Here is a 25,496-nt window from a genome sequence, read left to right on the forward strand (position 1 = left end):
CTAGCGCAAGCTAGCTTATTTCTTTTTCTTCAATAACCCTTCGATGTCTTCGATGAGTGCTTTTTTAGAAATCAAGTCTTCTTGCTTTTCTTGTTCGACTTTTGCGTCAACGGTCGTCCGTTGTAACAAGGCTTGCAACGTTTCGTCGATGCTTGATTTCAGGTGATCACGATCTTCTTTGTTTAATGCAAGATCGTGACGAACTTCATCACCTTGTTCATCCAGTTGGCGTAAACGTTCCGTCAATTGTTTCGCTTCCCGATTTAAATCGGAATATAAACGTTCAATTTGCTCTAGGCGTAATTTGATGCCATCCCGTTCAGTGAACACATTTCCCAACCCCTTCCAGTATACAGATGTCTACATCATTACTTTACCATATCCACCGCCAAATAAAACAATCACAATCCGTTTACAACTTGGTTATTTCGTATGTCGGGTGTCCTTCTTCCTTTCATCTTCCATTCCGGCTATCTTTTGCAATTTCTTTCCTGAAGTCGCTATAATGAATGAGCAGAATGAATTGCGATCAGAGGAGGACAACGTCATGGATTTAAAACGTCGAACGCTGCGTCACGTCGACCAGATTGAATTCGAACATTTCTTAAAATACGGCGAACAGGCGTATGGATTAACCCGCCAAGAAATTCAAGGTTATGATCATGAACTCGGGGTTGAACGTGCTTTTGATTCTGTTGAACACAGTTATTCGGAAGACTTTTACTTCGATATTCTTGTCGACGATCAACTGGTAGGCCGAATCCTCTTGTTGAAGATGGGACATTACTTTCAACTGGACTTGATGATTTTTGACTCCTTCAGTGGGCGCGGTTACGGTACACAAGCCGTTCAACTTGCGTTGCAAGAGTCCGGTGTACTCGATATTTATGAAGTACGTGCACGTGTTTTGCCGACGTCACCTCATAAAGAAATTGCTTATCACATCCTTACGACCAATAGATTTGTAAAACAAGAACACTACTTTAGCAAAGGACGCCGCAAGCGTTATTCGCTTCAACGCCCTTGATGTTAAGCCGACGCCTATTGACGTCGGCTTTTTTTGACAGATTATCAAAAAGAGCGTAGAATTTTCCTTTGTATGAATCAGAAAGGAGTACGCACATGAATGAATGGTTATGGTTTCCTTCCATCTTAATTACGATGGGATTGTTATTGCTCAGTTACCGTCTGTTCGGTAAAACCGGTCTGTTGATGTGGATTGCCATCGCAACGATCATTGCAAATATTCAAGTCACCCAACAAGTCGAACTTTATTCTTATATTTTCACATTAGGTAATGTCGTTTATGGCAGTTGCTACTTGGCGACCGATATCTTAAATGAAAAATACGGCAAAAAGGTGGCGCGTCAAGGCGTGTACATGGGGTTCTTCTCCTTGATCACGACAACTCTTTTGATGCAATACAGCTTACTGTATACCCCGCTCAATGATGCCTTGGCTGACGATATGTCGAACTCCTTGCATCTATTGTTCGGTTTGCTGCCTTGGATTGCATTTGGCAGTTTATCCGCGTATCTTGTTTCCCAACTGTTTGATGTGTTCATCTACTCCAAAATCCGTCAAAAGACGGGCGAAAAGAAACTTTGGTTACGTACGACCGGCTCGACGGTCCTAAGTCAGTTAATCGATACGTTGACGTTTTGCGCCATCGCTTTTCATAACTTACCGTTTGAGATTTGGTGGCAGATTTTTGTGACGACCTATCTTGCGAAATTCGTCATCGCTTGGGTCGCGACGCCGTTCATGTATGTCGCCAAACGAATTCATCCGACGCCTCCAGCAAAAGATACAGCGGCTTAATTGCTCCATCATGTGATTTGTTGCTTCCTCCTTAAATTTCGTCTAGAAGAAAATGCGTTTTTGACGGATAATGGAAAATAGGAGGTGGTCTTCTTGAAAATCAAACGAAATGAGTCGTTTCGTTACCAATTCACCGAACCCATCACGGGTGAATTTTACCTTGTCAAAGAAGGGCGCCGGACACCCGCTGGATTAATGAAAATCCACAACATTTCTCCGAGCGGCATTGCCATTGCAACCCCTTTGAAGCTCCCGCTCACTCGCTCCACTTCGATTGTCGTCGAATTTTCCTTACTCAGCGGGACCGAACCACTTAAATTGACCGGACGCATTTTGCATGAAAAAATGGTCTCGGCACAACGTCTGTATGGTTTACATCTCGAGACGACAAAAGAAGAGCAACAACAAATCATCGAGGCGATCAAACAAATCGTCAAGCAGACACAGTAAACTCAACCTCATTAGTCGTCTTAATCAAACATTTAGGCAGGGAGGCAGATCTTCAAGGTCTGCCTCCTTTCCTTTTCGCACGTTGGACGTTGATCCAAACAACCAAGCCCGCTTTTCTGTCCATCGAAGGAAGAAAAGCGGGCTTGGTCTTTGAGAGACGACATAACGTCGCTCGGGTTATTGTTTCTTAATGATGGGTCCGGTAAACAATCGCTTCATACGGTCGGAGCGTCAGTTGCTCGTCCGTCACATGTGGTGCATCGCTGTAGTTTCCAATGACTCGATCGGAAGAATCGTGTGTCACCGGCACGATTGTGTCTTCCGTCGCAAATGAGCAGTAGATATACCAGGTCTGATTTTCGTATGTGCGTGTATACGCATAGACGTGCGGCACGTCTTCTAAAATCAAGGCATATTCTCCGTAGACGATTAAATCATGTTGATGCCGCAACGCAATCAGTTGTTTGTAATAATAGAAAATCGAGTCAGGATCCTGTAAAGCCTTTTCAACATTGATGGTCGGATAGTTTGGATTCACCTTCAGCCAAGGCGTTCCCGTCGTGAATCCTCCGTGCTCAGTCGCATCCCATTGAATCGGCGTCCGCGCATTGTCGCGCCCTTTTACATGAATCGACCGGAGGAGTTCCGCCGGTGAAGCTCCTTGTTCGGTCCGTTCTTTCCACATGTTCCGAATTTCAATGTCTTCGTACTCCTCAATCGATTCGAACGCAACATTCGTCATCCCGATTTCTTCGCCTTGATAGATGTACGGTGTTCCTTTCAACAAATGGAGCAATGTCGCTAACATTTTAGCCGATTCGACCCGATATGTCGTATCCTCTCCGAATCGACTGACGACACGTGGCTGGTCATGGTTGTTCCAGTATAACGAGTTCCATCCTTTTTCATGGAGGGCGACTTGCCACTTCGTGAAATTCTGCTTCAGTTTCTGCAGATCAAACGGTTGGACGTCCCATTTTCCGCCTGGACCGGAATCCAAGTCCATGTGTTCGAATGTAAAGACCATGTTGACTTCTTTTCGTGCCGGATCGGTATAGAGAATCGCGTCTTCCGTCGTCGCCCCCGGCATTTCTCCGACAGTCAACACATCATAATTACCAAACGAGGCATCGTTCATCTCTTTCAGGAACTCGTGAATCCGTGGACCATTGATGTAGTGTTGACCCCCTTCTCCGTACAGCGCACCGGGAGGAACGGTCGCATCCGGCAGACCCGGTGTTTTCGAAATCAAATTGATGACGTCCATTCGGAAACCGTCAATGCCACGATCCAGCCATCGTGTAATCATCTGATACACTTCCTGGCGCAACTTTTCATTTTCCCAGTTTAAATCAGGTTGTTTTTTCGAGAACAGGTGTAAGTAATATTCGTTTGTCGCTTCATCCAATTCCCACGCCGGTCCTGAAAAAATTGATCCCCAGTTGTTTGGCAACGTCCCGTCTTCGTGGGCACTTCTCCAAATGTAGTAATCGCGGTACGGGTTATCCTTACTTTTCCGGGACTCCGCGAACCAGGCATGCTCGTCGGAAGAATGATTGACGACGAGGTCCATCACGATTTTGATACCGCGTTCATGCGCTTGATCCAACAGACGGTCAAAGTCCGCCATTGTTCCGAATTCATCCATGATAGCTTCATAATCGCGAATGTCGTACCCGTTATCATCATTCGGTGAGTCATAGACCGGACTCAACCAGATGACATCAATCCCCAGTTCTTTTAAGTAATCAAGTTTTTCAATGATTCCGACCAGATCCCCAATACCATCACCATTGGAATCATTAAAGCTGCGCGGATAAATTTGATAAACTACGCTGTCATGCCACCATTTACGTTCCATTGCTTGATCGACTCCCTTGTGAACGATTAATGCAAGCGATTGCATTTATTTTTAAAAGCGCTTCCATTTATTTCATCGACATCGTATCACGAACGACATGACGAGAACAAGGAGATTCCCTCATTTCCATACGGTATACTGAACATATACTCAAGTGGCGAGTGACGTTTGAATCCCTGCCATTGAGGAAAAATGATTGAAGAAGGGAGGCGTTCCGTCATGTACCGCCGCTATTTATTATTTCTAGTTTGGACCATCGCCATCGTATTTATTGTCGTCTTCGGAAATAACCGGGTTTTCCCCGATGGTTTCCTGTTCTCGTTTTTGCGTTTTGATCAAAGTCAATTTGATACATCCGCTCTGAGCTTATTTACATTACTCGGCATTTATCCGGCTGCCTTTTTTATGCTCTTTTTAGACGAAAAGCGTTTCTTGAAGCCTTCTCCGATGCTGGCGAGTTTTGGTGCTTTCGTATTAGGCTCATTCATTTTGATGCCGTATTTGGCACTGGCGATTCCGCGAAAAACATTTTTTCCGTTTCGCCGCCGAAAATTCATCCCCTATCTCGTCGCTATTCTTGCCATTCTGTCGGCAGTCGTCATTTGGCTCGCACTCGCCCGGTCCGACTGGTCGATTTTTCAGATTTACTTCATGACCAATCAGTTCGTACGGACGATGACCGTCGATCTCGTGATGTTCTACATCCTGCAACTGTTCATGCTGCACCGAATTCGAGTTCGACAAAACAATCAGCTCGGTTGGCGGGACGTCGTGCCGTTGTTCGGTCTGTTCAGTTATTTGTTCCGCCGTCATCTTCCGACTTCGTCCGAAGTTTGATTCCCTCCAACCGGTTGATTCCCCCCAATGGATTCGGCTACAATAGGAAGATAGCTTTTATAGGGGGATTGTATTCATGAAACAGTACCATCAACTTTGCCACGAAATCTTAACGAACGGCGTCAAAAAAGAAGACCGCACGGGAACCGGAACGACCAGTATCTTTGGTCATCAGATGCGGTTCCCTTTGCAGGATGGATTTCCGATGGTGACGACGAAAAAATTACATATGAAGTCGATTATCCATGAGTTGATTTGGTTTATCTCGGGTGACACCAACATTTCATATCTTCAAGAAAACGGCGTCCGGATTTGGAACGAGTGGGCGGACGAAGACGGGAATCTCGGACCGGTTTATGGCGCCCAGTGGCGTTCTTTCCCGAAACCGGATGGATCGACGGTTGATCAGTTGGCCGATGTCATCGAGCAAATCAAGACGAATCCGGATTCTCGTCGTCTGATTGTCAGTGCTTGGAATCCCGGTCAATTAGAAGAAATGGCCTTGCCGCCCTGCCATCTGCTGTTTCAATTTTATGTCGCGAACGGAAAGTTGTCGTGCCAGCTTTACCAACGGTCTGCCGATGTCTTTTTAGGTGTTCCATTTAATATCGCTTCTTACGCTTTGCTGACGCACATGATTGCTCATGTCTGTAAGCTTGAAGTCGGGGATTTCGTGCATACGTTAGGGGATGCGCATATCTATTCGAATCATCTCGATCAGGTAAATCTTCAATTGAGCCGGACACCAAAACCGTTGCCGACGATTCGTTTCGCCCGGGATGTTGAACGAATTGAAGATTTTACGTTCGATGATATCATCATCGAAGGGTACGATCCGGATCCACACATCAAAGGAGTGGTCGCTGTATGATTTCTCATATCGTCGCCTATTCGACAAATCGGGTCATCGGTCGTGATAACGATATGCCTTGGCACCTTCCGGCCGATTTGGCACACTTTAAAAAAACGACGTACGGCAAGCCGGTCATCATGGGACGAAAAACGTTCCTCTCGATCGGACGTCCGTTACCGGGACGTGAAAACATCGTCATCACCCGGGACCCTGATTTCCACGCAGACGGCGTGACCATATGGCATGATCTGTCGTTACTTGATGCGTACGTCGATACGGATGAAGAAGTGTTTTTGATTGGGGGCGGTGAACTGTTTCATCAAACGTTGTCACGTGTGAGTCGGATCTATGCGACGGAAATTGATGCCGTCATCGCAGGAGACGTCTATTACCCGCCGCTGCCGGACACGTTCAGGCTGACAGAAAAAACGTCATACACCAAAGATGACCAAAATCCGTTTTCGTTTGTCATTAACCGTTACGACCGGACATGACGGCCATCTGCCCTGATTCGAACCGTTTGACATGACGGACGATACGAAAAGAATCCAGACTCCTGTTCTCAGGAAGTCTGGATTCTTTTTGATTCAGGGTAAACGAATGATCCATTGGCGGATTTGTTCTTCCAATTGATCACGGTCGAGTGGCGAGAGACAATAGTCCGTCACACCACGTTCCAAGGCGTGTCCCAATACCTGATTTTCTTCCGGAGCAATCGCAATCGCTTCAATGATTCCTTCTCGGGACTGTTTCCATTCATCGAGCAGTTTGAAGTCATTTGCCGCCAACTGATGCAACGGTAACACACACAGTTGAAGCGGGGCACAGGTCGTTTCCTCGTAAGGTGTGACCTGAAAATGATATTTCGCATGATCCGGCAACGCAAGTGGCGCCAACTGTTCAAATGATTGTGACTCAATCTTAATCAATGCCGTGATTTTTTCTTTTGCAGTCGACGTCGTGTACGCTGCCACTTGATTTCTGCCGTTTCGTTTGGCTTGATAAAGCGCCTCATCCGCTTCCGATGTCATTTCTTCTAAATCCATCGTCGGATGGTCGATGACTGTCAGACCGATCGATACGGTGATTTTCAAGCCGTTCGGGAACGTATGCCGTTCGATCCTCGCTCGGACTTTTTCCATCATATCGGCTGCGTGGTCCGCATGATCTGCACTGAACAACAACATAAATTCTTCGCCGCCAAAACGGATCAGTTCATCTTCTTGCCGGATGGCTTGCTTCGTTAAGACAGCGAGTTCCGCCAATACTAAATCTCCTGTCGGATGACCATGTAAATCATTAATCCGCTTGAAATGATCCAAATCAAAGATCGCCAAAGCAAACAATTGATCATCCCGTTCAAGACGCGATGTGCGCCGTCGGTACGCATTTTGGAGATATTTTCGGTTAAACGCTCCGGTCAGTTCATCGACTAAGATCGTCGAAGAAACCGTTCGTAATTTCCGCAAAAGTCGCTTCAGACGAATCTGCCGCTCCTCGATTTGTACGGTCTCATCCCAGTAATCGTCTGTCCCGAGCGCGTAACATGATTGGCGGACAGATGCGTCATTTGGCCCGATGATGATCAGTGGGATAAAAGAAGCTTCGACTTTTTTAATCAATTTGTGAACTAGAGCCTCATCGGTCGTCCGGATGATATCATGGTCGATGAGCATCGCATCGACATGTAAGTCATAACCCACTTCGAGTGTATCTTCGATTGAACCGAAAAAACGTGTCATATACCGTTCATTTTCGAGCGACTTCTTCCATTGAATGTTATCTAAAAACCGTTTGGTCACGGAAAGAATCATCTCTTTCCGAATGACTTTTTTACGGCTCCGTGCCGAAAGATGATCGATGACCGGAGCAAGCAGTTTCTCGATTTGCTCGTGCGTGACTTCTTCCGTTTCACCCTCCAGCTCACTCGCCCATCGCACAGCTTGCCGTTCAAAAAAGTCAGCTTGATCTTGTTTGCTAAATCGTTTTAACCACTGCGAAAAAACAAGTAATTCTGCTTTAGGAACAGACTCCATCCGAAGCAGCCGTTCCACCATGAGAATGGTTTGATGAATTTGCTTTTCAGTTTCTTTTTGTTCGGTTTCCACGAGCCTTCCCCCTCTTTCTATACAGTCGAAAAACAGCAAATTCGACTGAAGAGAAAACGAGGGAATCCCTCGTTTTCGATCAAGCTTTTAAGTTTGGACTGACCATATCAGCTGGAACAATCCATTGCTCGTATTGTTCTTCCGTCAAAAGACCCGTTGCGAGTGCCGCCTCTTTTAAGGTTGTACCCTCTTTATGCGCTGCCTTAGCAATCCGAGCTGCATTTTCATAGCCGATATGCGGATTCAGCGCTGTCACTAACATCAATGATCGTTCGACGTTTTCGGCAATGATGGTCCGTTCCGGCTCGATGCCGATTGCACAGTGATCGTTAAACGAATGCAGAGCGTCTGTCATCAGGCGGACAGACTGGATGAAGTTATACATGATGACCGGTTTGAAGACATTTAATTCAAAATTCCCTTGGCTCGCCGCAAAACCGATTGTCGCATCATTTCCAAGTACTTGTGCCGCGACCATCGTCAAGGCTTCACTTTGCGTCGGGTTGACTTTCCCGGGCATGATCGAGCTGCCGGGTTCGTTTTCCGGAATTGTGATTTCACCGATTCCCGCACGTGGACCGGATGCCAACCACCGGACATCATTAGCGATTTTCATCGCATCCATGGCGAGCGCTTTGATCGCACCATGTGAAAAGACAAGTTGGTCATGACTTGTTAAGGCGTGGAACTTATTTTCCGCACTGACAAACGATTTCCCCGTTTCCTCGCTCATCTTTTCGGCCGCCCGGTCTCCGAATTCCGGATGGGCATTAATTCCGGTTCCGACTGCCGTTCCGCCAATCGCAAGCTCCGTCAACGGCTCTAACGTCAACTCAATCATCTTTTTCGATAATTGCAACATCCGGACCCATCCACTGATTTCTTGACCTAACGTAATCGGTGTCGCGTCCTGCAAGTGGGTCCGTCCAATCTTGACAATGTCGGAGAAGGCTTTTGCCTTTTCATCGAGTGTCGCCTGAATCGCATCAACGGCCGGCAACAGCTGATCGATGACGATTGTTTTCGCTGCGATATGCATCGCCGTCGGATATGTATCGTTTGAGCTTTGTGATTTATTAACGTCGTCATTCGGATGAATGACCTGCTCGCTTCCACGTTCACTTAATTTTCGTGTCGCGACACGCGCTACGACTTCATTGACGTTCATGTTCGACTGTGTGCCGGATCCCGTTTGCCAGACGACGAGTGGAAATTCATCGTCAAAATGTCCAGCGATGATTTCATCACACACTTCCGCAATGACTTCCGCCTTCTCCGCATCAAGGACACCTAAATCACGATTGGCTAACGCCGCTCCCTTTTTTAGAACTGCAAACGCCCGGATGATTTCGATTGGCATCTTTTCCGTTCCAATCTTAAAGTTTTCCAAGCTCCGTTGTGTTTGTGCTCCCCATTCTTGTGCTTGTGGGACACGAATTTCCCCCATCGTGTCACGCTCTAATCGATATTCCATGTTAAAGTCCCCCTTTATCTGCTGATACATTAATAGTTTAACGGAAACCGGTCCGAATGGGAATGATGGAGGCGAGTTTGGGGAATAGTTTGTTATCGAAAAGGAGTGAATGCTTGATGTGGTTAATTAATTTAATGATTGTCCTCGTTTTGATCTTGGCAAACGGTGTGTTTGCAATGACGGAGCTCGCCTTGCTGTCATCAAAAAAACAAAAACTCCAACAGTATGCGGACGACGGAAAAAAGTCGGCCCAAATCGCGCTTGATTTCCTCGAACGTCCAACGGACCTGTTATCCACTGTACAAGTCGGTATCACGTTGATCGGTATCATCAACGGTGCCTTTGGTGGTGCTGCCTTGTCGGCCCCTTTAATTGACTGGTTGTCCGGTTTTGACTGGCTTTCCCCTTACGCGAGCACCGTCGGTTATATGGTTGTCGTTACGATCATCACCTATTTATCGCTTGTCATCGGTGAACTTGTCCCAAAACGGATTGCGCTTGTCAGTCCGGAGCGTGTCACGATGGTCTTGGCTCAGCCGATGCGTTTTTTCTCAAATGTTTTAAAACCGTTCATCTTCATCTTAAGTAAATCAACGAGTGTTATTTTTCGACTGATTGGTCTGGATCGACTTCAAACGGAAGATGAAACGGAAGATGAGGTCAAACAACTGTTGATTCGCGGAACAAAAGAAGGGACCTTTGCGTCCTCTGAAGCAGAACAAGTTTCACGTGTGTTCGCCTTTCACGATCAGCTGGCCTATGAGCTGATGGAACCGCGCACCGTGACCGAATGGATTGATTTGACGGACTCTCCGGAACAGATTTTAAGCGATTTACGACGAGCGAAACACCGGAATCTTCCGGTTGGACATGGTGATTTGGATCATTTTGTCGGCTATATCGATGCAAAAGAAATTTTGGCTGCCGATCAACCGACTACTGTCATCGAATCGTTAATCCGGACACCGCTTATTGTCCCAAAACAATTACAAGCAACGGTCTTGCTCGAACGGATGCGTAAAGAGACCGTCTCAATTGCTTTTGTACTGGATGAGTACGGCGGGTTTTTAGGAATGATTACCTTATTTGATATCCTCGAAGCCTTTGTCGGTGAAATTTCGACTGTCGAAGAAGAACCCGAGCTCGTACAACGGAGTGACGGGTCGTATCTTGCCGACGGATTACTGCATATTGATGATTTAAAACGGACCCTTGGCATCAAAACAGATTTGCCGGGTGAGGAAAAAAACAGCTACCATACGGTTGCCGGACTCGTCTTATATCTCCTCGGCGAATTTCCGGTCCGAGGCAGTCATGTCGTCAGCAACGGATACCGCTTCGAAGTCGTCGATCTGGACGGGCGACGGATTGATCAAATTTTAATCGAACCACATGAGACGACGGACGGCGAAACGTCGTCATAAAAAAACCGGCACGGTCTAAACAGACCGTGCCGGTTTTTTGAATCAATATTCGTTTAAAGCATCCTTTGCTACACGATCCGCTTTATTCTCTGACCGTGGAATCCACTTAACAAAAGCGAGTGGCAACCGGCTAAACCGTTCGAATGCAGGATCAAAATAAATTTGGATCCGTTTGTTTTTGGCGAATTCGCGTTCAACTGCCAAGGAAACTGCTTCTGAATCCGTCCGGAAGGAGAAAACACTTTCGCCTTGTGACAACAGTTCTTCTGCCAATTCAACAGCTTTTAAAAACGCCTGAAATTCGGCTTCATGATTATTCTCAGCCGTGATTCTAAAAGTCCGTTCAATCACCTGTCCTTCTGAATTTTTGCAAAAAATCCCGACTGCCGCATCATCATTTGATGGTCGGACCGCTCCGTCAAAATATAACTCAACCATGTGCTATCGCCGCCTTTACGCCTGTTCGAATCGCTTGTTCATCTAGATTTTTTCCGATGAACACCAATGTCGTTTGTTTTTCTCCCTCAAATTCACCCCGTGCTGCCGTTCCATAAATCATACCGGTTCCTTGTAACACGATTTTTTGATTCGTATCGGCAAAATGAATGATTCCTTTATACCGGTATAAATCCTCCGCATAGGCTTCTAAGATTTCTCGAAGAACGGCTCCAAAACGTTGCCGATGGAGCGGCATCCGCTCCGTAATCGTCAATGCGGTAAACGATTCCGCCGCTTTTTGCAGACCGTCTGTTTGTTGTGCCAGACGTTCCTCTTCTTGTTTTGGAAAATGGAACGTCTCAAATAATGGTTTGAGATCCGTCTTCGACTGAATCGTCGGAAGAATCAACGCTGTCGGATTCAGACCCGCTAATCGTTCCGTGACCAGATTGACTTCAGAATCAGAGATCAAGTCGACTTTATTTAACAGGATCGTATCCGCAAATCCGATTTGCCGGACATTTTCTTCAAATGCGAGCTGTCGTTCCAATTGGAAAGCATCCACGACGGTAATGACACTCGACAGTTGATACTGCTGTTCAATAGCCGGCTCAAAATAAAAGGTCTGCAGAATAGGTCCCGGATCTGCGATGCCGGTCGTTTCAATGATCAAACGATCAAAGGTCATGTCTCCCGTCCGTCTTTTTTTCGCGATCCGCAACAGGGCATCACGTAGATCTCCGCGAATCGAACAACAGATACAGCCGTTCGTCAGCTCGATGACTTCTTCATCGCTTCGTTCAATCAAAGCTTCATCAATATGGACGGCGCCGACTTCATTGACAAGCAAGGCTACTTTTTCGACTGGATCCGTGACGATGTGGTTTAATAATGTTGTTTTTCCGGCTCCTAAAAATCCGGTAATCAGTGTCGTGCGAATACGTTCTGACATGCTTCCACTCCTTAAGACTGTTGGGTTTGTCTCCACTTTTCTTTTCGCGCATCCAACAGATCAATTGCATGTAAGTACCAGGCATCGGTTGTCTGTGGTGTTACGCTCGAACCCCATTCCTTTTTACCATGATGCGATAAAATCATATGCATCAATCGATGGTATTGTGGAACCGGTAATCGAATGGCCAGTTGCTGAAGCGCCTGTTCCAACACGAAACAGCCGTAGGGCATATGCCCGACCAGAACACCGTTTGAATCAAGCGCAATGCCGGATGCCTGGTCTTCTTCCGTTTCAATTTGAAGCAAACGCGCAAATCGATCGGATGATGCACCCAGGTGCGTATATTCGAAGATTTTTCCGATATCATGCAATAAGATTCCCAGTAATAACTCGTCTTGACGCGGTGCTTCATTTAACAAGGCGATTGATCGGGCCGCTTGATACAAGGCGTCAAAACTGTCATCCCAAGCAAACTGTCGCATTTCCCGGTCATTCGCTTGGAATAAGTCATTTTTATGATCAGCTTCTGCTTCTTGAATACATTGAAGCAATGTTAAATTGGAGCGTTCAGACTGACAGATCCCATATCCAATCGTCATCATACAGGCTGTATGCTTCAGTAATCCGCCGATATAGGCATGATGGTGATAGAGTGCTGCCGGACGGGTCGAAAAATCGAACCAATACGTTTCCAAGACCCGATGTGCGATTTGCCGCAGCGGCTCCTCCATCTGATCAATCAATCCGATCAGTTGATCGCGGTACAAGCTAGGTGATTCTGAAGCCGGCATCTGCGGTAACAACATCGCTCCGGATACATCATGGACGGCTTGAACACGCTGGACCGTCAATGATTTATTACCTGAGTCCACCGGGTACTCTTCCACTTTCGCCTTGACATGAACGATTCCCGTCTCGAGATACGGACGCATGGCTTCTTCTGCCGTTCCTTGGTTTAACCATTGTTTTCCTTTACACGTTCCACTCGGGGAGTTGAACGTAAATTGTAACCATTGTCGCCCGGTTTGACCGGTCTTAATTTCAGCAGAGGCGACGAGTAATGTCTCTTCCACCTGTTCACCCGGAACATGATCTGCAATTAAAAATCCAACAGCCGATTCAGGAACTTCCAACTGATAAAGTTCACCTTGATAAGCGGGCATTTCATAGTCAGGAATGGCTTTAAATAATCGAATCATCGTCAATTCCCCTCTCGTTTGCTCTGCTTTCCATCATATCAAATCTGATCTCACGATGGAATGTCAAAACAATCATTGTAAGCGCTTCATTTATGTTTTAAGATGACAGTAGCATACAAATTATCCACTATAAGGAGGAATACTGGGATGATTACTTCATTATCTGCATGTTATGACGATGTTGTCGCATCAGACGAGCTCGCCCCACCTGATGTCACGACACGTGAACAAATTCGTCAAGCCGTTTCGGCATACGATCCGTTTATCTCTAAGGACACTTGTTTACTGCACGAGTTGATCCGGCAAGAGATTACGTCGGCTTGCAGTTACGTCCAGTCGATTGGGTTAACCGTTCGCAGTGATCAAGTCAAACTATTGGTGCTCTCATCCTTCCGTTCGGATGCCGGTTTTGATGTCGATGAATTGAATCGCATGTCTTCGACTACTTTAAAGCGCCAAATCACAACACATGACGTTGTCTTTTCTCAATTCATTCAACAGCTGTTTCTTCACCAAACACAAGATGATATCATCTGCCAACGTTTGATGAATGTCTTAGCAGGTGCCACCGCCAATAAATGCAAGACACGGGCGTCACGCCTTCACGATTCATTAACTGTTACATTATAATACAAAAAGTCCTGACTCCAGTGAGTCAGGACTTTTTTTCAACGACCTGGCATTCCAGCTCCTTGATGGGCATTTCTTATGAAAATGCGGCATTCCGCTTCGTCATATTCTATATACATCATTGCAGAATTTTGGAAGAGTGTCAAATACTTTTTCAAAAAAAGTGGGACAATCTCTGTAGAGATCATCCCGAATGGAAGAGTGAATAATTACCATGGCAATGCTTGATTTCATCATACAACGCGTTGGAAGCGTTTACAAGTCTTTATCGAAAATTCTTTCAAGAAAATATTCTTCCGTCAAAGGACGATGGATCACTTCAATTCCACTCTGCCGCATTAAAGTCAATCCATCCCCATATTCATATCCTGTTGAATAGACGACACGATCAATTTTAGACGCAATCAGAGCCAGACTACAGGCATGACACGGACTGTGCGTGACGTACGCCGTCGCATGACGGGCACTCGTCGAGTCTGCCGCCAGTTTTCCAAGCGCGTTGATTTCGGCATGAATTTCGTTTAGCTTGGACCACTCATGATGTTCTTCTTGATTGGTACAGCGGTAAAACATCCGCCCATTATGTAAAACGGACTCGGTATCCTTGACCTCGTCGATCGAAGCTTTATATAAAACCCCAGCTTGTTTTAAATAAATCTCGTTACAGTTGACGTGTTGACTTGGTGTCCCGTTGATTCCGATTGAAATCGGTTTTTCGTCTTTTACGATGACACAGGCAACAGACTTCGAGGCACATTTCGAATGACGATCCGCCATCATCCGCGCAAATAAAAGCCACGTCGTATCCCATTGTTGTTGTTTCTGCACGCTGTTCTCCCCTTTATATAAACCACTAAGGAACACGTAAACGTGTTCCTTAGTAAGGTCGATTTGGCAACTCCCGACTTTTCGAAGCAACTTCAATCACTTTTTGTTTTAATTCGTTTTCCATTCGTTCCAGTTCGTGTTCCGCATCCCGACGTTTTTGTTTTCCGTCTTGTTGAATACGAAGCGTCTCATCTAATGTCTCAATTAAGTTTTGATGGGCGACTTTTAACGATTCGACCGAAACAATTCCTTTTTCATTCTCTTCTGCAATTTCAATCGATGAATCTTTTAAGAGACGAGAATTTTGTTCCAATAATTGATTGGTCGTATTCGTGACATCTTTTTGCATTTGCAGGGCCGTTTTCTGTCTTGATAGACTGAGTGACAGCACCACTTGGTTCTTCCAAAGTGGAATCGTATTGACGACTGCCGACTCAATTTTTTCCGCCAAAATTTGATTGTTTTGCTGAATGACACGAATCTGAGGCGCCATCTGTAAACTGATTGTCCGCGATAATTTTAAATCATGGATTTTCTTTTCGAACCGATCCGCCAGTTGAATCATGTCATTCAACTCTTGGAGCCGTGTCTGATCACGCGTCCGTTCGACTTCCATCCGCAACGGTTCGATCTCATGCTCTCGGACATGCGCAATCTTCGTTTCACCGGCAGCAATATACAAGTTCAACTCTTCAAAGTATCGCTTGTTTTTTTGATACATTTGATCGAGTAACGTGATATCTTTCATCAGACCAAATTTTGAACGATCCAGATTGTGTACCACTTCTTCCAGATAAGCACTCATTTTTTCATATTGTAAGAAATATGTTTCGGCTTTTTTCTTCGCTCGTCCAATGACCGGTACATTCGACCAAAAACTTTTCTTTTCTTGTAAAGTGTCCGGATCCATTTGACGAACTCGTTGCATCAAATCTGACAGCAACTTTCCGGCATCGCCGCCATCTTTCATCTTCACTTCACTTAAGACTTGATCAGAGAATTGCGATAACTCTCGCTGAACCGGTGCCCCGAACTGCATGACGGCATCCGATTTTTTCAAGTCGATCACTTGGAGCAACCGCTCGATTTTTTGACGTTGCTCTGCCGGAACATCATTCGGAATCATTTCTTCGACCGGTCGGCTTGGCACCGCTTGATGAGCCGGTGCTTCCGCAAGATTGACGTCCACCGAGGGATCGGAAATCGTAGGTTGTGTCGCTTGTTCTTCATCTGGCCATTGTTGCCAACTGTTGTTATCAGAATGGGTCATGTTTATAACTCTCCTCCTGTTTGCGTTGTTCGGACTCTTGTGCCAACACTCTTTCAATCGTCAACAATTCACGTTCTAGATCAACCGTATCTCCTTCCAAAAGGAGCGATTGTTGTTGTTTTAATTTTTGGGCAATCATTTTGAGGTTGGATTGCAATTGTTCCCGCGTGTCGACCTGAACTTGTGCTCCACGTCGTTCTAAATCCGCGAATTTTTCGGAAATCGAGAGTAAGGAATCCAGATAAAACGTAAAGAAGTCCCGGACTTTTTTCACTTCACGTGGCGAGGTGAACAATTCTTCAAATAAGACGTGCGCCTCACGGGATACGATTCGCATTTCAGAACGGACTTCACTGTCACGGATGGACGGAATCAGTTGATCAAACGACTGTAATTTGACAAATCCTTCCTCCACCGTACGCTGCAACACTTGCAGTTCCAGATCATCCGTTTCATCAAATCGCCGCGTCGCCTGTTCCGGTTTTAAGATGACACTGCCGACAAACTCATCTTCATCATCCAACAGTAATTTCTTTTTGACGTTTTTTCGTTTAAGTTCCGTTGATTTTCGCTCTGTCCGGTAACGTTTGCCCGGTTTCGCACGGTATCCGCTCCAAATGAACCACAATCCTAACGCGATGAAGATACCGGAGAAGTCCAGTGCATCTGCAATTTGAAGAAACACGAACATCAGACCGATGGAACCAAGTACCCACCATGTAGAAGACTTCATCTCATCACCTCTTTCAGTTGATCCATCTATTTATCCTGTGTGTTAGATGTGTCGTTACTTATATCTTACCATTACGGATCATATAACAAAAAGTTTCCCGTTTTCGCGAAATGTTAGTCCTCCCGCTATTCTTATTTCACCATAATCTATCCACCGTTACATCCGTCTCAAGTTTGATTTCTGAGAACCGGTGCGTAGGCAGACAAAAAAACAGCTGATCTGCTTGGACTGCAGATCAGCTGTTGGAACACGGTTTATTTCTTGAAGTATCACGAACCGAACAACGGCCAGATTAAGATGATCAAAATCGCGATCGGACTCAGGTAACAGACGCTAAAACGCCAGAAAGGAAGCATTCGTTTCATCATCGGACTCGTCACCAGCTCCTGTTCGACCAAGGCACGGTCCAACTTGAATCCGGCAAAAAACGAAATCAGCAACGCACCGATCGGCATCAGGATATTCGAGACCGTAAAGTCCATCCAATCAAAAATCGTTTTATCCATCCATGTCAACTCACTTGCGAGACCAAAGGAAAGTGCTGAAGGGATTCCGATGAGAGCAATCAATCCAGTTGCAATGATCGTATTGCGTTTTTTGTCTTTAAACGTCGCAGACGGTTTCCGGTCTGTAATGGACGAGACGACCACTTCCAACATCGCAATCGACGACGTGATTGAAGCAAAGGCGAATAATAGGAAGAACAGCGTCAAGAAAATCGAACCAAATTGGATTTGACTGAAGACCGTCGGTAAGACGATGAACAATAGCGCCGGTCCTTCCGCCGGGTCAAGACCCGATGCGAAGACAGCCGGGAAAATCGCAAATCCGGCCAATAATGAGACGACGATGTTCAGCGAGACGATCCAGACTGCCGAACGATTGATTTGTCCCCGCTCTTTCATATAAGAGGCATATGTCAGCATCGCTGACACCCCTAATGATAAGGAGAAGAACGCTTGACCCAACGCACTAAGGACCGATGTCCGGCTGAGCGCTGAGAAATCCGGTTCAATGAAGAAGCGGACACCTGCCCCTGCTCCTTCAAGCGTCAACGAGCGGACAACAAGAACGATGAAACAGAGAAACAGTAACGGCATCATGATTTTACTCATTTTTTCAATTCCAGCTTGGACGCCGCGTAAGACGATGACACACGTGATGATCAGGAAAACCAACTGTCCGGTGATGGCGTACAGCGGAGAAGCTGAAATTGTTCCGAACAACTCTCCTAAGGCCTCGCCGTTCATCGTGGTCAGACTGCCGGAAAAACCGAGGACCGTGTAGATCAAAACCCATCCTCCGATGACACTGTAGAATGAAAGCAACAAAAAACAAGCAATGACACCAAGAACACCAATGAAGGTATATTTTTTATGGCCTAATTCGGAGAAGGCACGTAATGCTGTTTTCCCACTTGTACGTCCAATTAAAAACTCAGCGATCAGCACAGGTAATCCAAGTAGCAAGGTAAACGCTAAAAACAGCAGTAAAAATGCGCCCCCACCGTTTGTTCCTGTCGTATACGGGAACTTCCAGATTGCCCCCAGACCAATCGCTGATCCTGCCGCTGCTAAAATAAAACCGACTTTCGAAGCCCATGCATTTCCTTTCATGGTGCTCGACCTCCTTTTCAAAAATACTTTTCCATTGTACAAAAGTTCAAGCCGGAAGTCATCCTTTATCAAACATTTTCTTTAAAGCGTCAAAGCATAACCGCATATTCGTGATAAATCGTCTTCATTTCCGTGGAAAAATCAAAAAACCGGAGACTGCCTGTCTGACTGACAAGGGGTCTCCGGTTGTATGATGGTGAAGCTTTTACGCCCTTCACCTTAGTTCAAAGGACTGACACGTCCACTGTACATCTTTAAGAATTCCGGCAAAACTTTTACTTCAATCGGTGAATGCATCGCTTTTTCACCATCCGTATCAATGACTTTGGGTGAATCCGTTTTTAAGGTAAATCCGCTCGTCAACAGATGTGTAAAGGATGGTTCATTGGTTAAACCAATTTTTTGCAGGATGACGTCACGGATCGTCGTCAAATTGACTTCATCGACGATTACAAGATCCAGTTTCCCGTCGTTGTAGGCGCCTTGGGACAAGTTCGTTTCAATCCCGCCTAACGATTCGCCGTTCGCCGCTAAAATCAAGACAGCCTCTCCGGTCATCTTCTGTCCTTCCTCTAACTCCAGTTCATAGGAAAACGGTTCGGCTTCCATACTGGAACGGATGGTCGAAAGATAATAGCCCATCTTCCCGAGACGCGCCTTTTCTTCCGTATCAATGCCGATCGAGGCCTCTGCCACGAGTCCTAAACCGACGAAGTTCAGGAAATACGTATCATTTACTTGTCCAAGATCCACCTCAACGATTTGCTGGGTCGCAATCATTTCCGCGGCGAGCCGTGGCACCATTGGCAATCCTAACGTTCTTGCAAAATCATTACACGTCCCGCCTGGAATAATTCCAAGAATCGGACGTTTGTCCAGTTTCGCAATTCCGTTGATGACTTCAAACACGGTGCCGTCTCCACCAATGACAACGAGGGCGTCGAAGTCACTTGATTCTTCGGCAAATTGAAGGGCGTCCAACGCCTGTTTCGTTTGTCGGATGACAATTTCATCAAACATGGCGGCCAAGGGATCAATCACCTCTTGTAGCAATCCGGCCCGATTGGTTCCGGCCGTCGGATTACTGATCAATAATAACTTCATTGGATGATTCCTTCTTTCTCGAGATACTCGCGTGCTACTTGGTTGGCTGTTTTTCCGCCATAAGCTACAGCTTCATTCATTTGTGACATCTCGGCATCGGAAATCTTTCCGTCTAACCGTTTCAGTGCCTGCTCAACTTCCGGATATTCATCCAGTGTCTCTTGTCGTAACAGCGGCGCCCCCTCATACGGCGGGAACAACTGTTGATCGTCTTCTAATACGACCATATCGTACTTCGCAATCTCAGGATCAGTCGAATAGGCATCGATGACTTGGATATCCCCCGACTCAATCGCTTTGTAGCGTAATTTTGGTTCCATCGTCACGACTTCTTCAAAGTTGACGCCATACTTCTCTTGTATTCCTTTGTAGCCATCTTGACGATCTTTGAACTCTAATGTAAATCCGGCTTTTAACTGTCCGGCAACTTGCTGTAAATCAGAAATCGTTTTTAAGTCATACTGTTCGGCAACCTTTTTCGGAACGGCCACCGCATACGTATTGTTGTAATTCATCGGCGGGAGTAACGCCAGGTCTTGTTTGACCAGACCGTCCCGTGCTTGTTCAAAAACAGCTTGCTTTTCATTTGAAACCGGTTTTTCATTTGTCAGACTGGCTAAAACCGTTCCCGTGAATTCCGGATACAGATCAATGTCACCCGATTGCAGGGCTTTATAGACAAAGGTCGTTTTCCCGAAATTCGGTTTAACTTGAACATTCAAATCGGTTTCGTCCTCGATGACCAATTTATACATGTTCATCAAAATTTCCGGTTCAACGCCCAGTTTTCCGGCGACGACCAAATCAGGTCGTTCCGTACGTCCAAGCGCAAACGGTGTGATGATGAGCGTCGCAATTAAAGCGACCGCAACAATCAAGCGCCCTTTTTGACGTTTCTTCGTCGCCACTTCCGTTTGTCGTAATAAGCCGTCAAATAAGAGGGCTAACAATGCTGCCGGAATCGCCCCAAGTAATAACAGATAGTTGTCATTCCGGTCAATCCCGAGCAGGATGATCGACCCCAGTCCTCCTGCGCCGATCAGTGCTGCAATCGTCGCTGTCCCGATGATCAAGACCATCGCTGTTCGCACCCCGGCCATCATGACCGGTAACGCGAGCGGAAGTTCAACTTTTAACAGGCTTTGCGTCGGCGTCATCCCGCACGCGCGTGCCGCTTCTTTAATCGAAGGATCCACTTCTGCTAATCCCGTATACGTATTGCGGACAATCGGTAAAAGTGCATATAAGACAAGGGCAATGACCGAAGGAACGGTCCCGATCCCGACAAGCGGAATCATCAGACCGAGCAAAGCGAGTGAAGGAATCGTCTGAATGACAGATGTGACTCCAATCGACCATTCGCTCATTTTTTTGTTACGGGATAGATAGATGCCCAGTGGAATCGCAATTAAACAGGCAATCACGAGGGATAGGACCGATAATTGAATATGTTCAATCAAGGCTTGCAACAGTTCGGTTTTCCGGTCTTGATACGTTTCTAACAAACCTGTCATTGAACGATCCCCCTAACTTGACCCATGAATTCCTTCACGAACGGGTCTTCACTCGCTAAAATGTCTTCTTTTGTTCCAATAAGGACAATTTCGCCGTCATTCATCAGACAAATCCGACTTCCGAGTTTCAACGCCTCATTCATATCGTGCGTGACAAACAGAATCGTTTTTCCGAGCTCATCATTTAACCGTAATAAATCATTTTGCAATTGATCCCGTGAGATCGGATCGAGCGCAGAAAACGGTTCGTCCATTAAGATGACATCTTGTTCCGCTGCCAAGGCGCGCATGACACCAACGCGTTGTTGCTGACCACCCGACAGTTCGCTCGGGTATTTTTTTCTCAGGTTTACAGTCAGACCGGTCAGATGAAACAGGGTTTTGACCCGTTCGTCAATCTTCTTTTTATCCCACTTCAACAATTGCGGGACGACCGATACATTTTCTTCGACTGTCATGTGCGGAAACAGGGCAATCTGTTGCAGGACATAACCAATCTGGCGGCGCAGTTCATGCTCGTCAATCGACATGATCGGTTGCCCGTTAATCCAAATCTGGCCTTCTGTATGATCGATTAACCGATTGACCATTTTCATTGTCGTGGTCTTGCCACAACCTGAAGGTCCAATCAAACAAAAAATCTCGCCTTGTTCAACCGTAAAATTCAATTTTTGGACCGCTTTTGTTCCGTCTGGATAGGTTTTACCGACTTCCTTGAATTCAATCACACACGATCCCTCCACCATCTTTAGTTTGTAAGCACATTTCATATGAGTTCGTTATTATCTTTGTAAAATTTCCCTCATTTTCCTATTATGAAACCTGCTTTTCCTTCCTTCAGACAACAAAAAAACCGGCAGAAACAATCTGTCCGGTTTCTTACTTATTTTGATTTCCGTTCTAATAATTCAATTTCCGATTTGATCAGAACTTGTTTCTCAAATTCAAAACCAAGTGATTCAAAGTTTTTCGTATGCGAAAGGTCTCCTACGACAGTATTCGTCAAGACTGCCGTCACTTCTGCGACCCATCCTTCTTTTGTTTTCACCATATCACCGACGACATAATCAAATAGCTCTTCTTCTTCCATCTCACTCATCTCCTGACACGTTCAGATATTCTTAATCATATAAAAGAACTGTTGAAAAAGCTAGTATTGCGTTAAGGTCCGCAACATCTGCCGCAAGATTTTCGCCGTCAGCCCCCAAATCAGATAGGCTTCATGTTCATAAAAATGTTCAACGGTTTTATACGTCCGGTCCAAATAAGCGTCACGATTCGCCATGCGTTCGGTCGGTACTTTCTTGCCCGGACGAATCCGCCACTCCATCTCTCCCTGAATCGGTTCTGCCGCCAGTAAGTCGGCGAGCGATACGAAAAAGATATGATCGACTTCCATCGGTGACGGGTGAATGTCCGTCGCCGTTAATATCCCGACATAGGGATAGATGATCGAACGGTTGGGTGTGACCAACGGTTCAAGTGTGCCGATGACTTCGATGTTTTCTTCCGTTAGGTTCAACTCTTCCGTTGTCTCTCGTACGGCCGCTTCCCGCGGTTGCTCTCCGGGATCAATCCGTCCGCCCGGAAAGGCAATCTCACCGGGTTGCGAACGTAACGTTTTGGCACGGACTTGAAACAAGACATGGACTTCCCCGTCTCGTTCGATCAGTGGGACCAATACCGCTGCTGCGTTTTTCGGGAGCCGTTCCGTCGAAGATTCAAATGCTCGTTTGACATCACTGAGCTGAAAGTCACTCATCGTGCTTCCTGCGCGACTTTCTGATAAGCCTCTTCCAAATGACGCATCCGGACAATCAAATCGGCATTTTTAGCAATTCGGTCGGCTAAAATCGATCCCGCCACTACCTTATAATAGGCATTGAGGGCTTGAATGGTTGTCATATGGGCTTCGTTTTGGCGTGTGTATTCTCTGAAGTTGCTCATCAATCGTTCTGTCGTAAATAATTGCTCGTTCACTGGTCTCATCCTTTCAGACGGTTGCCCGCCAAGTCGATAGTTTAATGGTAGCGAGTTTTGGCTAAGAAGTAAAATAAGGGGGGCTATCCGTGAAGAAAAAAATAGATGTTTTGATCATCGGTGCTGGACCAACCGGTTTGACATTGGCGCTTGCCTTGTCACGGTATGGATTGACGTTTCGCATCATCGAACGGGCAAGCGGTCCGTCGGTCGTTTCAAAGGCCATCGGTATTCAGGCCCGGTCGCTTGAATTGTTCGCACGTCTTGGTGTAGCCGATGCTCTAATGGAGAATGCCATTAAAATTAATCAAGGGAACTTATACGTTAACGGGGCTTGGCAAGCAAAGCTTGACTTTACCGATTTAAACACACCGTTTCCGTTCGTTACCTTATTGCCTCAAAGTGAAACCGAACGCATTCTTGAAACACGCTTGCAAGAAGATGGACATCAGGTGGAACGCGAAACCGAATTGACCGGCTTTGCACAGTTCCCGACGTTCGTCAGTGCCTCGATTCGAAAAGACGATGTCACTGAAACCGTCGATGCTTCCTTTATCATTGGAGCAGACGGGGCCAACAGCTTTGTCCGGCGTGAACTTGGACTGCCGTTCAGCGGCAAATCCTTTAAAGAGTCGTGGGCACTTGCGGACATCGAGGTCGATTGGCCGTTGTCGTCTGAAGAAGTGCATATCTTCTTTTCCGATCATGGTGTCATCGAATCGTTCCCGCTCCAATCCAATTTATTCCGAATTACCGGCAACTTAACGAATGGTGCGGTTCCAACCGACCACGCAGCCATCGAAGATTTTTTGAAAAACCGGGCCAAAGTACCTTTTACCCTTAAGAAAGTTCACTGGTACTCCATGTTCCGCGTCCACAATCGCATTATTGAGAAGTTTGGTCACCACCGCATCTACTTAATTGGAGATGCCGCCCACATCAATTCGCCCGTCGGCGGGCAAGGCATGAATACCGGTATTGCCGATGCAATGAACTTGGCATGGAAGTTATGGTGTGTTCACCGGTTTAAGGCCAGTTTTCCTTTACTCGATTCTTACAGTGTCGAACGCAGGGAAGCGGCGCGCGGTATTTTACGCTCAACCAATCTCGCCACCGAACTGTTGCAAATCAATGTGCCTTTTTTATTGCCCTTACAAGAAAAAGTCATTCGAAACAGTTTAAAAATCACGCCACTCCATCATTATGTCACCAATCGAATCGCGCAACTCAACAGCAACTACCAAGCATCCCACCTGTTCGTCACACAAGGACGGTTCCCGCTTCTGACACCACGTCCCGGTGAGCCGATGCCCTACAGCGAAGTCGTGAATCCGCGAACGAAAAAAAATGAACTTTTGTTACGACGGGCGGACCGCAATTTCCTGCTGTTGCTCTTTTTACCGCGTCAATCGGATGACGCGACACTTCTACCGTTTAAAGAACTGGCTTATTCCTATCCCGATTTGTTCGAAACCGTCCCCATTCATCAGGAGCTGAAGGACGATGGTGTCGTCGATCAAGGCGGTGAACTCGCACGGAAGTTCGGGATTAAACAAGCGGGACTTTATTTGATTCGTCCGGATGGATATATTGCGTATCGTCAACAAGGATTAAAAATCAATCCATTTTCGCGTTATCTTGAACGTTTACTTTATGCCCGTTAAGGACGTATGATAAAGATGAGGTGAACAGATTTATGGATGTGAACACAATACGTTTAATATTGATTGCCGTGCTTGTTCTTGCGTTTCTTGTGATCGTTTTGCGACGCACAAAAGAATCGTTACGTTGGGTTCTGCTCGGTGAAGAATTTGGAGAAAAAGGGGAACGCTTGGCACGTGACTATGACCGGTTGGATCAAGCCGGTCTTGAAGTACGCATCGAACGTGGCATCAAAACGTCTTTTCTTTTCCGCCGCTTCAGCAAAAACTTAGATGATCGGGTTGCCGTCTATGTCGTGAAAGAAGATTTACCTCGTGCAGAGGATCTTCTCAATCGATCGTAAGACAAACCAAAAAGGACTTCTCGCCTGATCGAGAAGTCCTTTTTAGTTGTTGGCGTGTCATTGAAAAGACTGCCATCATTCTTCGTTGTGCGGACGACCGAATACGGCTTTTTCCAAATTCGAAATCCGGCGTAGCATGTCGTAGTTCGAGGGATTGGCAGGTGCCGGCGCCACTTCTGGTTCAACACGACGCTCTTCCCGTTTGATCCCGACAGAAGAAGACGCCTTCGCTTCTTCCAACTCACGTTTTAAACGATCGATTTCTCGCTCAAATCCTTCGTAATCTTTAATGACTTGATCCAAATAACCATCCACATCTTCGATGACGTACCCTCGAAGCCCTGTTTTGAATTCCTTTTTGTAAATATCATCTGCTGTCAATAACGGCTTATACAT

General features: G+C 46.1%; 28 protein-coding genes. 10 read left to right on the top strand and 18 right to left on the bottom strand.

The window, feature by feature from the left end; all coding sequences use genetic code 11:
* Window positions 1–15 precede the first annotated feature (15 nt).
* Window positions 16–330 carry a hypothetical protein gene (locus tag D3D03_RS05780; RefSeq protein WP_012370605.1) on the bottom strand — a complete coding sequence of 105 codons (315 nt, stop codon included), beginning with the start codon at window positions 328–330 and terminating at the stop codon, window positions 16–18.
* Between the two features lie 217 nt (window positions 331–547).
* Here D3D03_RS05780 and D3D03_RS05785 point away from each other — a divergent pair, with 217 nt between their 5' ends.
* The 3 genes from D3D03_RS05785 to D3D03_RS05795 all read left to right on the top strand — a co-directional run bounded on the left by D3D03_RS05785 (window position 548) and on the right by D3D03_RS05795 (window position 2,271).
* Window positions 548–1,027, top strand: coding sequence for a GNAT family N-acetyltransferase (locus D3D03_RS05785; protein WP_119923134.1), 480 nt, complete (start codon window positions 548–550; stop codon window positions 1,025–1,027).
* Between the two features lie 95 nt (window positions 1,028–1,122).
* Window positions 1,123–1,821 carry a queuosine precursor transporter gene (locus D3D03_RS05790; RefSeq protein ID WP_119923135.1) on the top strand — a complete coding sequence of 233 codons (699 nt, stop codon included), beginning with the start codon at window positions 1,123–1,125 and terminating at the stop codon, window positions 1,819–1,821.
* A 93-nt stretch (window positions 1,822–1,914) separates the two neighbouring features.
* A complete protein-coding gene (locus tag D3D03_RS05795) occupies window positions 1,915–2,271 on the top strand; it encodes a PilZ domain-containing protein (protein ID WP_028106096.1) in 357 nt (118 codons plus the stop codon).
* A gap of 187 nt (window positions 2,272–2,458) precedes the next feature.
* On the opposite strand, the gene D3D03_RS05800 is transcribed toward D3D03_RS05795, so the two are convergent.
* The gene (locus D3D03_RS05800; protein ID WP_119923377.1) at window positions 2,459–4,132 is read right to left on the bottom strand and encodes a glycoside hydrolase family 13 protein; all 1,674 of its coding nucleotides are present in this window, start codon (window positions 4,130–4,132) and stop codon (window positions 2,459–2,461) included.
* A 219-nt stretch (window positions 4,133–4,351) separates the two neighbouring features.
* Here D3D03_RS05800 and D3D03_RS05805 point away from each other — a divergent pair, with 219 nt between their 5' ends.
* The 3 genes from D3D03_RS05805 to D3D03_RS05815 all read left to right on the top strand — a co-directional run bounded on the left by D3D03_RS05805 (window position 4,352) and on the right by D3D03_RS05815 (window position 6,316).
* On the top strand, window positions 4,352–4,969 hold the full coding sequence (locus D3D03_RS05805; protein WP_119923136.1) for a hypothetical protein: 618 nt from the start codon (window positions 4,352–4,354) through the stop codon (window positions 4,967–4,969).
* Between the two features lie 76 nt (window positions 4,970–5,045).
* Window positions 5,046–5,840: a thymidylate synthase gene (locus D3D03_RS05810; RefSeq protein ID WP_028106093.1), complete on the top strand. Its 795-nt coding sequence runs from the start codon at window positions 5,046–5,048 to the stop codon at window positions 5,838–5,840.
* On the top strand, window positions 5,837–6,316 hold the full coding sequence (locus tag D3D03_RS05815) for a dihydrofolate reductase (RefSeq protein ID WP_119923137.1): 480 nt from the start codon (window positions 5,837–5,839) through the stop codon (window positions 6,314–6,316). The genes D3D03_RS05810 and D3D03_RS05815 overlap by 4 nt, the downstream gene beginning before the upstream one ends.
* A 93-nt stretch (window positions 6,317–6,409) precedes the next feature.
* Here D3D03_RS05815 and D3D03_RS05820 read toward each other — a convergent pair whose 3' ends face one another.
* Complete coding sequence (locus tag D3D03_RS05820) at window positions 6,410–7,930, bottom strand: GGDEF domain-containing protein (protein ID WP_119923138.1); 1,521 nt, start codon at window positions 7,928–7,930, stop codon at window positions 6,410–6,412.
* Window positions 7,931–8,009: 79 nt separating this feature from the next.
* Window positions 8,010–9,404 (bottom strand): class II fumarate hydratase, encoded by a 1,395-nt coding sequence (gene fumC / locus D3D03_RS05825; RefSeq protein ID WP_119923139.1) that lies wholly within the window; start codon window positions 9,402–9,404, stop codon window positions 8,010–8,012.
* A 116-nt stretch (window positions 9,405–9,520) separates the two neighbouring features.
* Here fumC and D3D03_RS05830 point away from each other — a divergent pair, with 116 nt between their 5' ends.
* Window positions 9,521–10,828, top strand: a complete 1,308-nt coding sequence (locus D3D03_RS05830; protein WP_119923140.1) for a hemolysin family protein — start codon at window positions 9,521–9,523, stop codon at window positions 10,826–10,828.
* Window positions 10,829–10,870: 42 nt separating this feature from the next.
* On the opposite strand, the gene D3D03_RS05835 is transcribed toward D3D03_RS05830, so the two are convergent.
* The 3 genes from D3D03_RS05835 to D3D03_RS05845 are packed head-to-tail and all read right to left on the bottom strand — an operon-like array spanning window position 10,871 to window position 13,420.
* Window positions 10,871–11,266, bottom strand: coding sequence for a ribonuclease HI family protein (locus tag D3D03_RS05835; protein ID WP_028106088.1), 396 nt, complete (start codon window positions 11,264–11,266; stop codon window positions 10,871–10,873).
* Entirely contained in the window at window positions 11,259–12,218 is a 960-nt protein-coding gene (locus tag D3D03_RS05840; protein ID WP_119923141.1) for a CobW family GTP-binding protein, read from the bottom strand. Before D3D03_RS05840 ends, D3D03_RS05835 begins: the two co-directional genes overlap by 8 nt.
* A gap of 11 nt (window positions 12,219–12,229) precedes the next feature.
* Entirely contained in the window at window positions 12,230–13,420 is a 1,191-nt protein-coding gene (locus D3D03_RS05845) for an HD domain-containing protein (RefSeq protein ID WP_119923142.1), read from the bottom strand.
* A 147-nt stretch (window positions 13,421–13,567) separates the two neighbouring features.
* Between D3D03_RS05845 and D3D03_RS05850 the strand changes: the two genes are divergently transcribed.
* Complete coding sequence (locus D3D03_RS05850) at window positions 13,568–14,050, top strand: hypothetical protein (RefSeq protein ID WP_119923143.1); 483 nt, start codon at window positions 13,568–13,570, stop codon at window positions 14,048–14,050.
* 255 nt (window positions 14,051–14,305) lie between these two features.
* Here D3D03_RS05850 and D3D03_RS05855 read toward each other — a convergent pair whose 3' ends face one another.
* From D3D03_RS05855 to yvfG, 10 genes are all read right to left on the bottom strand, one after another.
* Entirely contained in the window at window positions 14,306–14,878 is a 573-nt protein-coding gene (locus D3D03_RS05855; RefSeq protein WP_026832746.1) for a deoxycytidylate deaminase, read from the bottom strand.
* A 49-nt stretch (window positions 14,879–14,927) separates the two neighbouring features.
* Window positions 14,928–16,148: a toxic anion resistance protein gene (locus tag D3D03_RS05860; RefSeq protein WP_026832745.1), complete on the bottom strand. Its 1,221-nt coding sequence runs from the start codon at window positions 16,146–16,148 to the stop codon at window positions 14,928–14,930.
* Complete coding sequence (locus tag D3D03_RS05865; protein WP_119923144.1) at window positions 16,135–16,881, bottom strand: 5-bromo-4-chloroindolyl phosphate hydrolysis family protein; 747 nt, start codon at window positions 16,879–16,881, stop codon at window positions 16,135–16,137. Before D3D03_RS05865 ends, D3D03_RS05860 begins: the two co-directional genes overlap by 14 nt.
* 269 nt (window positions 16,882–17,150) lie before the next feature.
* Entirely contained in the window at window positions 17,151–18,497 is a 1,347-nt protein-coding gene (locus tag D3D03_RS05870) for a sodium-dependent transporter (RefSeq protein ID WP_026832743.1), read from the bottom strand.
* A gap of 219 nt (window positions 18,498–18,716) precedes the next feature.
* On the bottom strand, window positions 18,717–19,601 hold the full coding sequence (locus tag D3D03_RS05875; RefSeq protein WP_119923145.1) for a diacylglycerol/lipid kinase family protein: 885 nt from the start codon (window positions 19,599–19,601) through the stop codon (window positions 18,717–18,719).
* Window positions 19,598–21,115 (bottom strand): ABC transporter permease/substrate-binding protein, encoded by a 1,518-nt coding sequence (locus tag D3D03_RS05880; protein ID WP_119923146.1) that lies wholly within the window; start codon window positions 21,113–21,115, stop codon window positions 19,598–19,600. Before D3D03_RS05880 ends, D3D03_RS05875 begins: the two co-directional genes overlap by 4 nt.
* Complete coding sequence (locus D3D03_RS05885; protein WP_119923147.1) at window positions 21,112–21,843, bottom strand: ABC transporter ATP-binding protein; 732 nt, start codon at window positions 21,841–21,843, stop codon at window positions 21,112–21,114. The genes D3D03_RS05880 and D3D03_RS05885 overlap by 4 nt, the downstream gene beginning before the upstream one ends.
* 155 nt (window positions 21,844–21,998) lie before the next feature.
* Complete coding sequence (locus D3D03_RS05890) at window positions 21,999–22,205, bottom strand: hypothetical protein (protein ID WP_119923148.1); 207 nt, start codon at window positions 22,203–22,205, stop codon at window positions 21,999–22,001.
* Window positions 22,206–22,265: 60 nt separating this feature from the next.
* Window positions 22,266–22,877: an NUDIX hydrolase gene (locus D3D03_RS05895; protein ID WP_026832738.1), complete on the bottom strand. Its 612-nt coding sequence runs from the start codon at window positions 22,875–22,877 to the stop codon at window positions 22,266–22,268.
* Complete coding sequence (yvfG, locus tag D3D03_RS05900; RefSeq protein ID WP_026832737.1) at window positions 22,874–23,095, bottom strand: protein YvfG; 222 nt, start codon at window positions 23,093–23,095, stop codon at window positions 22,874–22,876. Before yvfG ends, D3D03_RS05895 begins: the two co-directional genes overlap by 4 nt.
* Window positions 23,096–23,184: 89 nt before the next feature.
* Here yvfG and D3D03_RS05905 point away from each other — a divergent pair, with 89 nt between their 5' ends.
* Complete coding sequence (locus D3D03_RS05905) at window positions 23,185–24,759, top strand: FAD-dependent monooxygenase (RefSeq protein ID WP_026832736.1); 1,575 nt, start codon at window positions 23,185–23,187, stop codon at window positions 24,757–24,759.
* 32 nt (window positions 24,760–24,791) lie between these two features.
* Complete coding sequence (locus D3D03_RS05910; RefSeq protein ID WP_026832735.1) at window positions 24,792–25,100, top strand: hypothetical protein; 309 nt, start codon at window positions 24,792–24,794, stop codon at window positions 25,098–25,100.
* Window positions 25,101–25,175: 75 nt separating this feature from the next.
* On the opposite strand, the gene gpsB is transcribed toward D3D03_RS05910, so the two are convergent.
* Entirely contained in the window at window positions 25,176–25,496 is a 321-nt protein-coding gene (gene gpsB, locus D3D03_RS05915) for a cell division regulator GpsB (RefSeq protein WP_051524806.1), read from the bottom strand.

It is taken from the genome of Exiguobacterium sp. RIT452 (assembly GCF_003598705.1).
Lineage (GTDB): Bacteria > Bacillota > Bacilli > Exiguobacteriales > Exiguobacteriaceae > Exiguobacterium_A > Exiguobacterium_A undae.

Coding starts and splice junctions, on each gene's coding strand:
- D3D03_RS05810 (WP_028106093.1), top strand. CDS start 5,046: ATGAAACAGTACCATCAACTTTGCCACGAAATCTTAACGAACGGCGTC.
- D3D03_RS05815 (WP_119923137.1), top strand. CDS start 5,837: ATGATTTCTCATATCGTCGCCTATTCGACAAATCGGGTCATCGGTCGT.
- D3D03_RS05805 (WP_119923136.1), top strand. CDS start 4,352: ATGTACCGCCGCTATTTATTATTTCTAGTTTGGACCATCGCCATCGTA.
- D3D03_RS05870 (WP_026832743.1), bottom strand. CDS start 18,497: ATGAAAGGAAATGCATGGGCTTCGAAAGTCGGTTTTATTTTAGCAGCG.
- D3D03_RS05830 (WP_119923140.1), top strand. CDS start 9,521: ATGTGGTTAATTAATTTAATGATTGTCCTCGTTTTGATCTTGGCAAAC.
- D3D03_RS05895 (WP_026832738.1), bottom strand. CDS start 22,877: ATGAGTGACTTTCAGCTCAGTGATGTCAAACGAGCATTTGAATCTTCG.
- fumC (WP_119923139.1), bottom strand. CDS start 9,404: ATGGAATATCGATTAGAGCGTGACACGATGGGGGAAATTCGTGTCCCA.
- D3D03_RS05880 (WP_119923146.1), bottom strand. CDS start 21,115: ATGACAGGTTTGTTAGAAACGTATCAAGACCGGAAAACCGAACTGTTG.
- D3D03_RS05845 (WP_119923142.1), bottom strand. CDS start 13,420: ATGATTCGATTATTTAAAGCCATTCCTGACTATGAAATGCCCGCTTAT.
- gpsB (WP_051524806.1), bottom strand. CDS start 25,496: ATGTATAAGCCGTTATTGACAGCAGATGATATTTACAAAAAGGAATTC.
- D3D03_RS05790 (WP_119923135.1), top strand. CDS start 1,123: ATGAATGAATGGTTATGGTTTCCTTCCATCTTAATTACGATGGGATTG.
- D3D03_RS05840 (WP_119923141.1), bottom strand. CDS start 12,218: ATGTCAGAACGTATTCGCACGACACTGATTACCGGATTTTTAGGAGCC.
- D3D03_RS05875 (WP_119923145.1), bottom strand. CDS start 19,601: ATGAAGTTATTATTGATCAGTAATCCGACGGCCGGAACCAATCGGGCC.
- D3D03_RS05850 (WP_119923143.1), top strand. CDS start 13,568: ATGATTACTTCATTATCTGCATGTTATGACGATGTTGTCGCATCAGAC.
- D3D03_RS05785 (WP_119923134.1), top strand. CDS start 548: ATGGATTTAAAACGTCGAACGCTGCGTCACGTCGACCAGATTGAATTC.
- D3D03_RS05835 (WP_028106088.1), bottom strand. CDS start 11,266: ATGGTTGAGTTATATTTTGACGGAGCGGTCCGACCATCAAATGATGAT.
- D3D03_RS05910 (WP_026832735.1), top strand. CDS start 24,792: ATGGATGTGAACACAATACGTTTAATATTGATTGCCGTGCTTGTTCTT.
- D3D03_RS05890 (WP_119923148.1), bottom strand. CDS start 22,205: ATGGAAGAAGAAGAGCTATTTGATTATGTCGTCGGTGATATGGTGAAA.
- D3D03_RS05865 (WP_119923144.1), bottom strand. CDS start 16,881: ATGAAGTCTTCTACATGGTGGGTACTTGGTTCCATCGGTCTGATGTTC.
- D3D03_RS05800 (WP_119923377.1), bottom strand. CDS start 4,132: ATGGAACGTAAATGGTGGCATGACAGCGTAGTTTATCAAATTTATCCG.
- D3D03_RS05860 (WP_026832745.1), bottom strand. CDS start 16,148: ATGACCCATTCTGATAACAACAGTTGGCAACAATGGCCAGATGAAGAA.